12 protein-coding genes are annotated in these 15,176 nt (G+C 34.8%); 3 read left to right on the plus strand and 9 right to left on the minus strand.

Annotated elements, in window-relative coordinates; all coding sequences use genetic code 11:
* Nucleotides 1–295 precede the first annotated feature (295 nt).
* Nucleotides 296–1,219 carry an aromatic alcohol reductase gene (locus HJ01_RS09030; protein WP_007138068.1) on the minus strand — a complete coding sequence of 308 codons (924 nt, stop codon included), beginning with the start codon at nucleotides 1,217–1,219 and terminating at the stop codon, nucleotides 296–298.
* A gap of 279 nt (nucleotides 1,220–1,498) precedes the next feature.
* On the opposite strand from HJ01_RS09030, the gene HJ01_RS09035 reads away from it, so the two are divergent.
* Complete coding sequence (locus HJ01_RS09035; RefSeq protein ID WP_007138069.1) at nucleotides 1,499–1,903, plus strand: winged helix-turn-helix transcriptional regulator; 405 nt, start codon at nucleotides 1,499–1,501, stop codon at nucleotides 1,901–1,903.
* A gap of 314 nt (nucleotides 1,904–2,217) precedes the next feature.
* Here the strand turns inward: HJ01_RS09035 and HJ01_RS09040 are convergent, their stop codons facing one another.
* From HJ01_RS09040 to HJ01_RS09065, 6 genes are all read right to left on the minus strand, one after another.
* Nucleotides 2,218–3,768 carry a phospholipase D family protein gene (locus HJ01_RS09040; protein ID WP_007138070.1) on the minus strand — a complete coding sequence of 517 codons (1,551 nt, stop codon included), beginning with the start codon at nucleotides 3,766–3,768 and terminating at the stop codon, nucleotides 2,218–2,220.
* A gap of 434 nt (nucleotides 3,769–4,202) precedes the next feature.
* Nucleotides 4,203–7,544, minus strand: coding sequence for a preprotein translocase subunit SecA (gene secA / locus HJ01_RS09045; RefSeq protein WP_007138071.1), 3,342 nt, complete (start codon nucleotides 7,542–7,544; stop codon nucleotides 4,203–4,205).
* An 84-nt stretch (nucleotides 7,545–7,628) separates the two neighbouring features.
* Complete coding sequence (locus HJ01_RS09050) at nucleotides 7,629–7,850, minus strand: DUF2795 domain-containing protein (protein ID WP_007138072.1); 222 nt, start codon at nucleotides 7,848–7,850, stop codon at nucleotides 7,629–7,631.
* Nucleotides 7,851–8,013: 163 nt separating this feature from the next.
* Nucleotides 8,014–8,583: a cob(I)yrinic acid a,c-diamide adenosyltransferase gene (locus tag HJ01_RS09055; RefSeq protein ID WP_007138073.1), complete on the minus strand. Its 570-nt coding sequence runs from the start codon at nucleotides 8,581–8,583 to the stop codon at nucleotides 8,014–8,016.
* Nucleotides 8,584–8,630: 47 nt separating this feature from the next.
* The gene (locus HJ01_RS09060) at nucleotides 8,631–9,488 is read right to left on the minus strand and encodes a RimK family alpha-L-glutamate ligase (protein ID WP_007138074.1); all 858 of its coding nucleotides are present in this window, start codon (nucleotides 9,486–9,488) and stop codon (nucleotides 8,631–8,633) included.
* Between the two features lie 141 nt (nucleotides 9,489–9,629).
* On the minus strand, nucleotides 9,630–10,316 hold the full coding sequence (locus HJ01_RS09065; RefSeq protein ID WP_007138075.1) for an ABC transporter ATP-binding protein: 687 nt from the start codon (nucleotides 10,314–10,316) through the stop codon (nucleotides 9,630–9,632).
* A 360-nt stretch (nucleotides 10,317–10,676) separates the two neighbouring features.
* Here HJ01_RS09065 and HJ01_RS09070 point away from each other — a divergent pair, with 360 nt between their 5' ends.
* Nucleotides 10,677–11,336 (plus strand): DUF6565 domain-containing protein, encoded by a 660-nt coding sequence (locus HJ01_RS09070; RefSeq protein ID WP_007138077.1) that lies wholly within the window; start codon nucleotides 10,677–10,679, stop codon nucleotides 11,334–11,336.
* Nucleotides 11,337–11,444: 108 nt separating this feature from the next.
* Here HJ01_RS09070 and HJ01_RS09075 read toward each other — a convergent pair whose 3' ends face one another.
* On the minus strand, nucleotides 11,445–12,074 hold the full coding sequence (locus HJ01_RS09075) for a carbonic anhydrase (protein ID WP_007138078.1): 630 nt from the start codon (nucleotides 12,072–12,074) through the stop codon (nucleotides 11,445–11,447).
* 30 nt (nucleotides 12,075–12,104) lie between these two features.
* Nucleotides 12,105–12,884, minus strand: a complete 780-nt coding sequence (locus HJ01_RS09080) for an O-methyltransferase (RefSeq protein WP_007138079.1) — start codon at nucleotides 12,882–12,884, stop codon at nucleotides 12,105–12,107.
* A gap of 161 nt (nucleotides 12,885–13,045) precedes the next feature.
* Here HJ01_RS09080 and HJ01_RS09085 point away from each other — a divergent pair, with 161 nt between their 5' ends.
* Nucleotides 13,046–14,593 carry an SDR family oxidoreductase gene (locus HJ01_RS09085; protein WP_007138080.1) on the plus strand — a complete coding sequence of 516 codons (1,548 nt, stop codon included), beginning with the start codon at nucleotides 13,046–13,048 and terminating at the stop codon, nucleotides 14,591–14,593.
* Nucleotides 14,594–15,176: the final 583 nt, after the last annotated feature.

Below are 15,176 nucleotides of genomic sequence, written 5' to 3' on the forward strand. Positions count from 1 at the left end.
GGATTACAAATATAAATAGTAATAAGACTTTTTTAATAAACCGCGTAACAAACGCCACGTTTTGTTTTCTAATCAAAGTAGGTACTTGTCGCAGGCGAGCACCAGAGGGTATTCCAATTTCGGCAAACAGCCATGTGTATTTTGCACTACAAGTAAGATAAAAGTACTTTACTAACCATATATAATAGGATTATATTGACAAAGGATTAAAAAAAAGAGAAGCGGAACATATCGGCTTCTCTTTTTTTAAATTACATACACTGACACTTTGATAAAGGAGAGCGATTAAATTTGATTACTTCCAGTTAACATTTAGCTCTGCCCATTCTTTTGCAGACATTGTCTCTATTCCTTTCTGAAAATTGAATGTTTTATCCAAACTCCAAGAGACGCCTGCTCCATTACCAAAAATATGTCGGTACTTGTTAACAAAATTATCCGGATCATTTTTTAACTCATCATCTAATTCACTCATATTTGAAACTTTGCGATTATATTTTTCACCCGACAAAGATTCTGCAATATCAGCTAATTGTCCATATGTCAATGTGTCGCCTCCGATATACACAATGCTGTCTTCAATTACCGGCTCACTGAAAAATATCTCTGCTGTAAGTTTTCCGATATCTTCAGGAGTAGTTACCGTCACAGCAGTATCCCAGCTGCCTAAAGCATTTACAGACTTAGTTTCTAAATCTAGAACACCGAAAAAAGGCTCAAATAAGTAGCTTGTAAATAAGCCAGTAGAAATAATGACCCACTTGGTTGCTTTTTGCGATCGTAAAAGTTCTCGTACATCGAGTTGCTCATCAAAAAGATCTTGTGCGCTACCGCGACCAATTACCTCAAAGTCAACCCCGAATTGCCAAGGAAAATACCGTTTAACACCAGCTAAAAGTACGGCTCGCGTGAGTTTGAGCTGAAATCCACCAGCACCACTACCGTAACCTGTGCAAGAAACAAGCGTATCAAATTCTTTGAAAATTTGAATCAGTTCTGATGAAGGAGCTGTGAGATCTCCTGCTAGCAATTCTACTCCTAAAGCCTTAAGCTCGTCAATTTTGGTTTTTTTTTCAATATCTGTTGAATTTATGGTAGACTGACGAAGAAGTACTGTGATTTTTGTATTGGGTTCATTTTTTGCCTTTCTTACCAAATTGCGTATTACGGGCATTCCTAATTGGCCCGCTCCTAATACTAAAATTGATGTATTTTTCATTTTAAAATTTTTATTTTATTGTCATCTAGCTATCTTCTAAATGACTTATATAGGCAAAGATAAAGCATTCAAATGTTGTTTACAATGAGACACTTACAGGTGTGTAAGTTACCTTCAGGTTAGTTATTTGTAGATAAGCCTATTGAATTTCATATAATTTAAAACTGGCTAATTATCCTAATCGGAAACGCATCTTATGTATAATAATTATCGTGAATTTAAAACCTCATTGATAAATTGTAGTACCTTTAAAAATTATACTTTTTTAATTATTAAAAGATGGATAGCTATATAGTTGATGATAAACTCAAAAAGGCCTGGGGTGATATATGCAAGGTACTGAACAAAGATCAGGATGATCTTAAAAGAGATATATTAAATCATGTTGGTAATAAATGGTCCTTATTTATCATACATGATTTGGGAGTGGATGGACGAATGCGTTTTTCTAAATTACAGCAGCAAATAAATGGTATAAGTCAAAAGATGTTAACCAAATGTCTCCGCGAACTGGAACGGGACGGATTGATAAGCCGAAGTGTTTATCCCGAAGTACCCCCAAGAGTCGAATATGAATTGACACATTTAGGTAAAGATTTGCTTGTTCTTGTGACGCCATTATGGTCTTGGATTGCCGTCAATATTAACGATTTCCATGATGCGCGTAGCAAATATATTAAATAGAAATTCAGTTTAAAATAAGAACTGAAAATGAATCAATAATTAATGTAATAATTTAAACTTATTTTCAGCGGTTTGCTGCTTTGAGATGAAGGGGAAATCGTAACCGCTAATTTTTTGGCTTAACGAAAACTTTATGCGAAACGATAATTCCACTAAAACACCACTATATCAGAACAGCGTTTATTGGCTGGCATTTTATTCATTGTTTTGTTCAATAATAGTAAAACCAGCTTTTAAAAACATTTCAATTTTCCATAAAGATTCTTCTACCTTCCATTTCTTTGCTCGAAATTTTGTTGAAGAAATATCTTGTCTTATTTTGCTGATTTCTTTTTTTGCTTTTTCACTTTGTTTTTTTGTTCTATTAGAGGTTTACTGTCCCATATTTCCACCTTTTTCCAATTCTCTATTAGTTTTATTATACTTTCTCTTTCTACTTGCTTTTGTCTTTCCCATTCAATATTGTTCTTCTTTAGAATTTCTCCAAGTAAAGCTTCGCGGATAGGGTGTAAGAACCTTTTGTTTTTTCCTCTAGAACCAGTTAATTTTAAAGTTATTTGTTCATTTAACCATTTGCCAAGATTGGTTTTTTGTCTAGGAATAGTATTAGTATTTTCTGTATCTTCATAATATTCATCTAATTCTAATAATCGATCTGTCCATTTTTCATCATTTGCAGTACTTATGACACCAAAATTATCGGGAACTTCCCAAAGATAATTTATAGATTTCATTTTTTCTTCCTCATAATTGCAGTCCCATGTTGGTGTGTCTAAATTATTTCTTCTTCTTTTTTGTCTAACACACCAAGAACCTAATTCATAATATGGAGATAATTTATTTTTCGTATTTGGAACATATGTAAAATTTAAATGCTGTTGTTCTTTTTTCTTAAATTCCAATAATTTGTCAAAATTACTGTTCCATATAAACCTTATTTGAGCTTCTTGAGCATTTCCGAAAGGGAATCCTGCATCTTTTAATTGGCTAGCTAATTCATAGGGAAGTATATCTTCTCTAATTAAATCTTTCATTCTTCGATACCAATTATATAAATCTTTTTCTTCTGTGTTTTTATTTACTGCTCCAGTACTTTTTACATTTAATTTGTAGCTTTTATATCTTTCAAGGAAAATTGGAAAAATGTCAAAATCATTTTGACTTAATGAAACTTTTTTGTTAGAAAGCAAATTATTGGGTTCAACTCCATTGCCAAATTCATTTTCATAAAATTCATTTATGACGAACTTTTCATTTGGGTTTTCCCCATCATTTGATTGTACTTCACTTCCAAATTTTAATTGAGAATATAACAATCCCATTGTGTCATATTTTTCAATTAATTCTTTGTCTAACTTGAATAGGTTTTTGTTAGTTAAATTTATGATGTCTTCAAAATATGTTTTAATATCATTTAATAACTTTTCACCTTGTTTATCTGTTTCAGTTCTATAATCTAATTGAATATTTGCTTCAATATTGCTTAAAAAACCAGAGTTTGTCAAGTTAGTGGAGCCTATAATTATACGAGAATGTGTTTTACCTTCAAATAAAAAAAGTTTGGGATGATATGTAACATATTCTTCATTTTGATGATAAATATATGTTTCAATATTATTTTCAAGAAGCATTTCCAAAGATTGTTTAGAAGTTCCTTTATTATCATCTCCAACGAAAAAAGTTATTTTTTTATTTTTTGCTTCTTTTAAAAATGGAAGTAATTTATTTACTCCTGATAATGCAGTAAATGCCACAAAAGCAATAAAATTGTCAAAATGATTACTTTTTAAAGATGTCGCAATCTGGTCACCAACGTTTAATTTATTTTTTTTGTTAAGTCCGTGACCTATGAAATCTATCTGCATAATTTCAATTTAGTTTATTGTTATACAGTAAGTTGTGTTATGCTTTTCATCAACTAGTATATAGGTCTGACTCAAGTCAGCCTTTCTCTATTATAAAACATATAAATTAATTACCGAAAATACTGACTAATATTTTTTGATAATTAACTCGTCCTCAAAGATGAATGTTTTTTGTTTTGTATCCTTACGGGAAACCACAACTTGCTGCTTTTTAGCACAAAACACCTAGCCTTGACAGCAGTGAAAAGCCTATGCAGTCGTAAAACCGCATTTTTCTAGTGGAGGCAGAGCGACCAAAGGAAGCTCCTGCCAGCGCTTAGAAAAAGGGTTTGAAGGCCAATAGCTTGCAACGTATGGCGGGAATAGCTTCCAAAAAAAATCCCCAACTACTTTCGTAATTGAGGAATTTAATTTTATTAAGAAATGTGACTTTATTAGTTCACAATAACCCATTGCCCTGAAGCGATTAGGCTTTCGGCTTTTTTGTATTTCATTTCTTGAGTTTGTCCGTTTGCCACGTTTTGAATCGTTACGTTGTCGTTACGGTTAATTTTTGGCATATCTCTCACCACAGTTTCGGTAACTTGACGTTGCTGAGTTTGTGCTGCTTCACGGTTATCTGCTTCACTAGATCCTATTTCGTCTTTTGAAGTTTTATAATCTTCTTTCTGTACTACTTCTCTAGCTTCTTCAATTTCTGGTGCGCTTTGTTGTGGCAAGTCCCCTTTGAATAGGAATGAAATCACTTCTTTGTTTACACCATTCAACATAGCGTTAAATAAATTAAAAGCTTCAAATTTGTAAATTAGCAAAGGATCTTTTTGTTCGTGAACAGCCAGTTGAACTGATTGTTTCAACTCATCCATTTTGCGTAAATGCTTTTTCCAAGCTTCATCAACAATTGATAAGGTGATGTTTTTCTCAAAATCAGCCACTAATTGTTTACCCTCAGTTTCGTACGCTTTTTTCAAGTCAGTTACCACGCTCAATGATTTTACACCATCAGTAAATGGAACTACGATTCGTTCGAATTGGTTGTTTTTGTCTTCGTATATGTTTTTGATGATTGGGAAAGCCTCTCTTGCGCTGCGTTCCGTTTTCTCACTGTAATATTTCAAAGCTTCTTTGTATACTTTTCCTGTTAACTCTATTTCAGTTAATTTCAAGAAATCGCTTTCAGATACTGGAGAAGTGATAGAGAAATAACGAATAAGGTCAAATTCAAAGTTTTTGAAGTCATTGTTTGCTTTTGTGTCTTGAATAATCAATTCACAAGTATCATACAACATGTTTGCAATATCTAATTTCAAACGCTCTCCAAACAAGGCGTGACGACGACGTTTGTAAACTACTTCACGTTGTGCATTCATTACATCATCATACTCTAATAAACGTTTACGAACACCAAAGTTGTTTTCTTCTACTTTTTTCTGTGCACGTTCGATGGATTTAGTCATCATTGAATGTTGGATTACTTCTCCTTCTTCTAGTCCCATTCTGTCCATTACTTTGGCTACTTTTTCAGAACCGAACAAACGCATTAGGTTATCTTCAAGAGAAACATAAAATTGAGAACTTCCAGGATCACCTTGACGGCCAGCACGACCTCTCAACTGTCTGTCTACACGACGTGAATCGTGACGTTCTGTACCTACAATTGCAAGTCCACCCGCTGCTTTCACTTCTTTAGATAATTTAATATCCGTTCCACGACCAGCCATATTAGTAGCAATAGTAACTACTCCAGGTTTTCCTGCATCTTCAACAATTTGAGCTTCTTGTTTGTGCATTTTTGCATTCAATACATTGTGCGCAACACCTCTCATTTTTAACATTCGGCTTAACAATTCCGAAATATCAACTGAAGTCGTTCCAATAAGAACTGGTCTTCCTGCATTTGATAGAACAGTTACATCTTCAATTACAGCGTTGAATTTTTCACGAGTCGTTTTATAGATAAAATCCTCTTTGTCTTGTCTTGCCATTGGTCTGTTAGTAGGAATTTCTACTACATCCAATTTGTATATTTGCCATAACTCACCAGCTTCAGTAACCGCAGTTCCTGTCATACCAGCTAGTTTGTTGTACATTCTGAAATAGTTCTGTAAAGTTACCGTTGCAAATGTTTGAGTTGCAGCTTCAATTTTTACATTTTCTTTAGCCTCGATAGCCTGGTGTAATCCGTCAGAATAACGACGACCATCCATGATACGTCCTGTTTGTTCATCGACAATCATGATTTTATTGTCCATGATTACATACTCAGTATCTTTTTCAAAAAGGCTATACGCCTTCAAAAGTTGTGTTAACGTATGAATACGTTCACTTTTTATTCCAAAATCTTGGAACAATTTTTCTTTTTCTTCTGCTTCTGCGTCTTTATCTAATTTTTTCTTTTCAATAGCTGCAATTTCAGTTCCGATATCTGGAAGGACGAAAAAGTCAGCATCAGTATCTCCTGAAAGGAATTGGATTCCATTGTCAGTCAATTCAACCTGATTGTTTTTTTCTTCAATTACAAAATACAAGGCTTCGTCAATTTTATGCATTTCGCGATTGTTGTCTTGCATGTATTGATTTTCTGTTTTTTGAAGTAGTTGTCTGATTCCTTCTTCACTCAAAAACTTAATCAACGCTTTGTTTTTTGGAGCACTTCTGTAGGCTCTTAAAAGCAAGAAACCACCTTCTTTGGTTTTTCCTTCTTTGATCATTTTTTTGGCCTCAGATAAAAATCCATTTGCTAACTGACGTTGCAAAGCCACTAAGTTTTCGATTTTTGGTTTCAACTCATTAAACTCATGACGATCTCCTTGTGGTACTGGACCAGAGATAATCAATGGTGTTCTAGCGTCATCAATCAATACAGAATCGACCTCATCGACAATTGCATAATTGTGTTTTCTTTGAACTAAATCGTTAGGTGAATGGGTCATGTTATCTCTTAAATAATCAAAACCGAATTCATTATTCGTTCCATAAGTGATGTCTGCATTGTAAGCTGCTTTTCTTCCTTCAGAACTTGGTTGGTGATTGTCAATACAATCAACAGTCATTCCGTGGAATTCAAATAAAGGCGCTTTCCATGTACTATCACGTTTAGCTAAGTAATCATTTACGGTTACTAAATGCACACCGTTTCCAGTTAAAGCATTCAGGTACAACGGCAATGTTGCTACTAAGGTTTTTCCTTCACCCGTTTGCATCTCTGCAATTTTCCCTTCATGAAGCACCATTCCACCAATTAATTGGACATCATAGTGAATCATGTCCCAAGTAATTTCTTTTCCGGCAGCATTCCATTTGTTTTGCCAAACAGCATCGTCTCCATCAAGAGACACATAAGGTTTGATTGCAGAAAATTCTCTGTCTTTAGGAGTTGCAGTTACTCTTATTTCTGAGTTGTCTTTGAATCGTCTTGCTGTTTCTTTTACAACTGCAAAAGCTTCAGGAAGAATTTCAAGTAATGTTTTCTCAGATAATTCGTATGCTTCTTTTTCTAAGGCATCAATCGATACATAAATATCTTCACGCTGGTCAATGTCTTCAATCCCTTCAACATCTTTCTTAAGAGTGGCGATTTTAGCATCAATCCCTGCGCGGGCAACTTGTAGCTGATCTTTGAAGAAAAAAGTACGTGCCCTTAATTCGTCATGTGACAATGCAATTAAATTACTTTCAAAAGTTTTAATTTTGTTTAAGTAAGGCTGTAAAGCCTTAACATCTTTCTCGGATTTATCCCCGACAAAGGCTTTAAGAATGCTATTTATGAAACTCATAATATGTTTGTATTTCTATTTATTTTAAAATGTAAATTTAACCAAAAAAAAAGCCTCTTCTGAGACTTTTTCTTTGCTTGTTCTTTAATATTCATCCTCATTCCAAAGATAATCTTCGTCTGTAGGATAATCTGGCCAAATTTCTTCCATTGATTCGTATATCTCGCCTTCGTCTTCGATAGATTGTAGATTTTCTACTACTTCTAAAGGAGCTCCTGCACGTATAGCGTAATCAATAAGTTCGTCTTTGTTAGCAGGCCACGGTGCATCACTTAAATAGGATGCTAATTCTAATGTCCAATACATCTTTTGTCGATTTAGTTTTGTGCAAAAATAATTTTTTTACTGAAAAAGACAAGTAAAAATCTATTTATTTTATAAAAAAGTTAAGAACGTGCTTTTTTTAGTGTCCAGTATTCGGTTTTTTAGTGTTCAGTTTGCCACTGCTTACTATTTTTCTGCTAACTGGTTACTTGCGCGGAATCCATTGAACTTCCTCGGCTTTCAAATCATGAGACAACTTTCGTGCCAATACAAAAAGATAGTCAGAAAGTCGGTTCAAGTACTTGATCGCATTTTCAGCGACAGCTTCATTATGGTTTAAATGGACCGCCAATCGTTCGGCACGACGGCAAACACAGCGAGCAATATGACAATATGACACTGTTGTGTGTCCGCCAGGTAAAACAAAATGAGTCATTGGAGGTAGTTCGTTTTCCATGCTGTCGATTTCATTTTCCAATAATTCAATATCGCTCTCAATAATTCCTAATTTCTGTAATCTAAGTTCGCCGCTTTTCAGCACTTCCTTTTCGGGCGGAGTGGCAAGTATAGCACCAATTGTAAACAAACGATCCTGTATTTCTACAAGGATGTCTTTATAATGGGTATTCATATCTTGATCGCGAACAAGTCCTATGTAAGAATTCAATTCGTCTACAGTTCCGTAACTCTCAATTCTAATATGGTCTTTTGGAACTCGTGTGCCGCCAAATAATGAGGTAGTCCCTTTATCTCCGGTTTTAGTATATACTTTCATTTTGATTTTATTTTTTTATTCGTGGATTTTGTCAAAGTTGTGCAAACTTACTTTATTAAATCTACTATTGCGCTAACAAAACGTTTCAACGAACCTTCACTTAGATTAAAATATAAATCAGGTTCAATGCATTCCACTTCCATAAGGTGTAGTTCATTTTCTATTATGATGCCATCTACTCTGGCGTATAATAGGTCTCCAGTAAAAGTTTTGACAATTTGTTGTGCTTTTTCGATTAACTCAACGTTTGGCTGCACCAAAGTATATTGACCACCAAACTGGACTTGAATTCTAAAATCTCCGGCTGTTGGTTTCTTATTGACAGCATGCGAGAACTTTTTATTAACGAAGATAAAGGAAGTTTCACCCAAAGTTTGAATTTCAGGCATAAACTCTTGCAGTAGCAGTTCTTTTTGGGAAGCTATGTTTTTGTACTCGGTATTGATTTTTTCTATATCAGCTAACTCAAAGACTTCCGTTTGATAGGAGCCTGCCGAAAAGGCTGGTTTTATGACGGCTTTTTTCCAATGAGAAGGCATTATTTTATGAAGGTCAAGCTGGCTCGTTTTATCTATAAAAACGGTGGGAAGGATTTTGACACCCTGATTTTCCATTTCGCGTAAATAAAACTTGTGTTTGTTTTTTTTGATGATATCAATGGAATTGAGAGTCTTAATTCCCAATTGGTCGATGTGATCTAGCCAAACGTTGAATTTAGCTTCTTTTTCAAAATAATCCCAGGTATTGCGAAAAATCAAATAATCAAAATCGTTCCAATCTACATTTTTGTCGTCCCAAATCGCGGCCGTGGCTGTAATGTTAACTTTGGCTAATTCCGGAATTAATAGTTGGTCATATTTGGTTAATTCGGGAAGCTTTTCGCAGGTCAGTAAAGCGATTTTCATTTTCGGATATTTTATTTTGGTATTTTAAATAGTTGGGTAGTGGATGTTCATGAAGCACATTAGCTGTGGCGTATCCCTATTCTTTTTTATTAAAAAGAATAGGGATACTGGCAAATAGCCCATAGCGGCTCTCTAAAAAAGTTATTTACTGATGTCGCTTTCTACCATACCGTCACGCAAACGGATTATTCTGTGGGCATAAGCAGCAATTTCCTCCTCATGTGTTACTAATATAACGGTATTGCCATGCGCGTGAATGTCATTAAAAAGCTTCATGATTTCTACGGAAGTCTTAGTGTCCAAATTTCCTGTAGGTTCATCAGCTAAGATAATAGAAGGTTTATTGACCAAGGCTCTTGCGATAGCCACACGCTGTCGTTGTCCACCAGAAAGCTGGTTGGGCTGATGATCCATTCTATCCTCAAGATTTACTTGTGTAAGCACTTCAGCGGCGCGAGCACTCCTTTCGGATTTTGAATATCCGGCATATATCATTGGTAAAGCTACATTATCTAATGCTGTGGTGCGAGGTAACAAATTAAAAGTTTGAAAAACAAAGCCTATCTCTTTGTTGCGTATTTCTGCTAGTTCATCATCTTTCATCTTACTGACGTCTTTACCATTAAGGATGTAAGTTCCAGATGTAGGTGTGTCTAAACAACCCAAAAGATTCATCAGAGTTGATTTTCCTGATCCAGAAGGTCCCATAAGGGCAACGTATTCGCCTTTATTTATTTCTAAGTCAATTCCTTTGAGAACATAAACGATTTCGTTTCCAAGAACAAAATCTCTTTTGATATTGGCAATTTTTATTAATGGGTTTGACATTGGTATTTTCAATTGATGAATTATAGTTTTTGAATTTTAAAAGTACAAAAGACTTTTGAATTAGAGATAAGTTGTTTGAAATACATTTTCGTTACAATAATAACTGAGATATCAGTCTTTTGATTTTCGGTTTGGCCTGCTTTCAATGCAAAGATTGTGCTTTTTGGCATTATGTCCGTTTTCTATACAGCAAACTTCAAAATAAGGTCTTATAAGATTTTGTATGTTTGTTATAAAATTTACATACGATTGGTAATTTTATCACAATTTATTTAATTTATTATAACATTCACACATTTATATTGACAAATGCGTAATGAATGGTACATTTGTCTGATAATAATAAATAAACCAATAATTATGAAAAATAGAATTTTTATTTTAGGAATGGCAGTTACTGCCTTAGGATTTACATCATGTCAAGGTGAAAAGGAAAAAGAAGCAGAGAAAACAATAGACACTTATACTGTTTATGTGGATTCTGTAAGTAGTGTTCCGGCAGAAGACGCTAAAGAGAACTGGCAATCAATTGAAGCAACTTACGAATTGAAAAGCAGCCAAGCTGAAACAGCGATGTCAGATCTAAAAGACGATGAGAAAGCAAAAGAAAAAGTAGAAGCAAGTAAAGCAAAATATGCAGCATTAAAAGCGGCAATGGAAGCTGAGATGGCGGCTGCACAACCAAGTTCTAAACAAGCAATGAGAAATGAATTGTTTGGTGAAGGGAAAATTGGCGAAGACATGAATTTTGACTGGGTTAACGCGGCTAATATCCATAACGTTTACCAACAGTTTGTACATACTGTAGAAAATAACAAAGATGCATATTCTCGTGAAGACTGGGATGAAATCAAATTAATGTACGAAGCATTGGATAGCAGAAAAAACACTGTTGAAAAAGAAGGATTGACTTCTGAAGATAACAGAAAAATTGCTGCGTTAAAATTAAAATTCGCTCCAATGTATACACTGAACAGAATGGGAGCTAAATCTGAAGAGATGGAAGCTGCTAAAAAATAAGAATTAAATAGTTTGAATTTAAAATGACAGTCAGCAATGGCTGTCATTTTTTTTGTTCTATATATTTCTTATTTCATTAACGGATCTGCAAATTAATAGGGATATAGTCTAGTTTGATATTTTATAAATCGCCATAGTATCTTTCAAAATGGCATCAAAGTTGATTTTTAGATCTATTAATTCTCCTGTATGAATGTCAAAAATCCATCCATAAACTTTTAAATTACGTTCGTTGTTTGCTTTTTGAACTTCGGCAGTTTTAATGACATTTATGCATTGCTCTTGGACATTTAGTTCAACTAATCTGTTATATTTTTCTTTTTCATTTGTTATGGAGTCAAGCTCTTTCCTGTGAATTCGATAAACATCACGAATATTTCTGAGCCAGGGATTTAAAATTCCTAAATCAGATTGTTGCATTGCTGCCTTTACGCCTCCACATCCATAGTGACCGCAAACGACAATATGATTTACTTTAAGATGCATGACCGCATAATTGATAACTGACATCGAATTGAGATCCGTATTTGGTACCATATTCGCAATGTTCCGGTGTACAAAAACGTCTCCTGGTTGCAATCCCATAAGTTCCTCTGCAGAAACGCGACTATCAGAACAGCCAATGTATAGAAATTCAGGAGATTGTCCTTTGGCTAGTTTGTCAAAATAATTTTCGTCAATCTGAAGTTGTTTGGCAATCCAATTGCTATTGTTTTCGAAAATTTGTTTGATATCCATAAGGTAGTTTTAAAATTTGAAGAAATAAATTTATGCTCTGATTATAAAATGCTCTTTTTGCTGCTCATATCTGAAGAAAACCAATCCCCATTGAAAAGTATCAATGCTAACGGTAACCTTCGGGTGGTTTTTTATCATTTCCCAAGCTTCTTCCATATCAGACGACCAATGGATGTCATCGAAAATCCAAACTGTTTCGTTAGTGATGGTCGGAAGCAATAAATCGAAGTATCCTAAGGTGGCTTTTTTTGAATGATTACCGTCGAAATAAACGAGTCGAAAGCTTAAAGTCGAAAGTTTAAGGTCGCTCAAATAATGGTTGAATTCCGTTACAACAGAGTTTATATTCGAGAATTTAAATTGCTCAAATTGAGTTTGGGCGACTTTGGTAGTTTCGAGACAGCCTTCCAGCGTAGTTATTTGTGATTTAGGATTTCCCAAGGATAGCGCGGCAGTAGCCAGTCCTAGTGAAGTCCCAATTTCTAATATTGATTCTGGTTGAAAATAAGAAGTGATTCTAAATAACAATTTGGCTCTTTTGGGAGAAATCCCTGCTGTTTTTGCTATTTGGGTAATTTGTCTTGTATTTGATTTGAAAACTTTTGATCCGGCACCAAAATCAGTAACGTTAATCGCTTTTTTATTTTGCAAAAGAAAATCTCTGTATTCCTTTAAAATGGAATATTCTGGTTTTGGCTTCTTGTCATAAAAGCATTTGGTAATCAAGGTGAACACAAAAGGCGAATGAACAGCATGCTCATTTTTAGAATGCCAAAGGAACTTCAAGTACGATTTTATTTGGAAAAACATATTTTTTTAAGCTTCAAAAAAGGTAAAGGTACAAAGTTTATGATTTATAGTACGTTCAGTTTTTAAGTTTAAATATACTTATCACTTCAAAAATTTATGTCACTTCAAAAAAAACTATATTTGCGCTCTAAAAATTAATAGCCATACAATTTCAGAAGATGATGAACGAAGAACAAATAGATGAAGGAGTAATCACATCGGAAGAAATTAACCGTTGCATTGCAATTCTCTCGCAATTAAATACGGACACCGATCAAATATTTGATATTCCAAAAGAACAAAGAACTGCGCTAATCAAAGCAGCAGGTCAATTTTCAAGACCAGATCGTGATGAACTTTCCCGCAGAAAGAAAGATGGGAAAGTGGCTGCCAAACGGAAAATGGAGAAGCGTGATCGTACGGCCCGCAAGGAAACCGGAATACGTCATGCACGTGAAGCCAGTATTTTTATGGCACCAAAACTGTTGGCTATGTCCGATTTAGCTCTCAAAGAACAACAAGAATTAGAGACTCCCAGAAATTGCTACGTCTGTAAAACGGAGTTTACTAAAATGCATCACTTTTACGATACTATGTGCACGGATTGCGGTGATTTTAATTATGCGAAACGTTTTCAAACTGCTGATGTAAAAGGGCAGGTAGCCGTTATTACAGGCTCTCGTCTTAAAATTGGATATCATATAACCTTGATGTTGTTGCGCGGTGGAGCGACGGTTATTGCAACTACACGCTTTCCAGTAGACTCGGCATTGCGTTTTGGGCAAGAACCTGATTTTATGGATTGGGGACATCGCCTGAAAATTCACGGATTAGATTTACGACACATTCCTAGTGTGGAGATTTTTTGCAATTTTATTGAGCAAAAATACGAGCGACTTGATATTCTTATTAATAATGCGGCACAAACAGTAAGACGTCCTGCAGGTTTCTATACGCACATGATGGAAAATGAAGAGCGAGCAATTAGCTCTTTGCCTAAACAGGCACAAGAATTACTGTTAGATCACGCCAATTGTTTGGATGAATTAAAAGTATTGACCTCTGGAGCTTCTTCTAATCAAAATATGCCGGTGACTTGGCACGGTCCTGAACCTGGAATTGGTTTAAGGGCTTCCGCCAAATTATCCCAGATTCCGTATTCCTTTGATAATGCGTTGGTGGCGACGGAAGTTTTCCCAGAAGGCGAACTCGATGCTGACTTGCAGCAAGTAGATTTACGAAAAACCAACAGCTGGCGTTTGAAATTAGGCCAAATAGAAACGACTGAAATGATTGAAGTGCAGTTGGTGAATTCCGTTGCTCCTTTTGTGCTGTGCAACAGACTATCGGAAGTGATGAAGAAAGATAATACGGGACAAAAACACATTATAAACGTTTCGGCAATGGAAGGGAAGTTCCATCGCTTTTTTAAAGAAGCTAGACATCCACACACTAATATGGCGAAAGCCGCTTTGAATATGCTTACACATACTGCTGCAGGGGAATTGGCGAAAGCTGGAATTTTCATGAATGCAGTTGATACAGGTTGGGTAACCGATGAAGATCCTGCAGAACTGGCAAAAAAGAAACAGGAAATGGAAGATTTTCAACCGCCGCTTGATATTGTTGATGGTGCGGCACGGGTTATGGACCCTTTATTTGACGGCATCAATACTGGAAAACATTGGTGCGGAAAATTCCTGAAAGACTATAATCCTATTCCTTGGTAAGAACTATAAAGTTTATAAAATTAAAAACCACAACTCGAACTAAATCTGTTGTGGTTTTTTTTCTGCTTTTATGTCTAAAACTCCAATTTCTTGAATACTGTTTTAGTATCGGTATCAACTTTAAACTTTTGACAAGAGTAAAATTTGACTTTAGGTTAACTAATTAAGAGGTAGCTAAAGCGTACACTGAAGAATATTAACTGTTTTTGTCTTTTTTAGGTGACTGAAGTGCAAGTGCAAATCCTATACCAAACAATACCGTTATTAGTGCTGCGAAATATGGGATTAAATCAGACATCTTTGCTGTTTTGTATCAGTTTTAAATAAATGCCAAATGCTAATATAGAAGGGACCCAAATTCCAATAAAGATCGCTTGCTCTTTGTTTCCTTGGAAGTATAAAATTTCCGAGAAAATTAATGAGAGGAAAGCTGCGATAAACAACAATCGGTCTGATAGTGTAAATTTTTTTAACATTTTTGTTGGTTTAAAAACTATTTTTTAATAAAATAATCAGGTAAATCTATTAAACATAAATTTAGCTTTGTTTGTTTGTATTGCTGTTTTACCAAATTATTAAGTGT

This window comes from Flavobacterium frigoris PS1, assembly GCF_000252125.1.
Classification (GTDB): Bacteria; Bacteroidota; Bacteroidia; order Flavobacteriales; family Flavobacteriaceae; genus Flavobacterium; species Flavobacterium frigoris_A.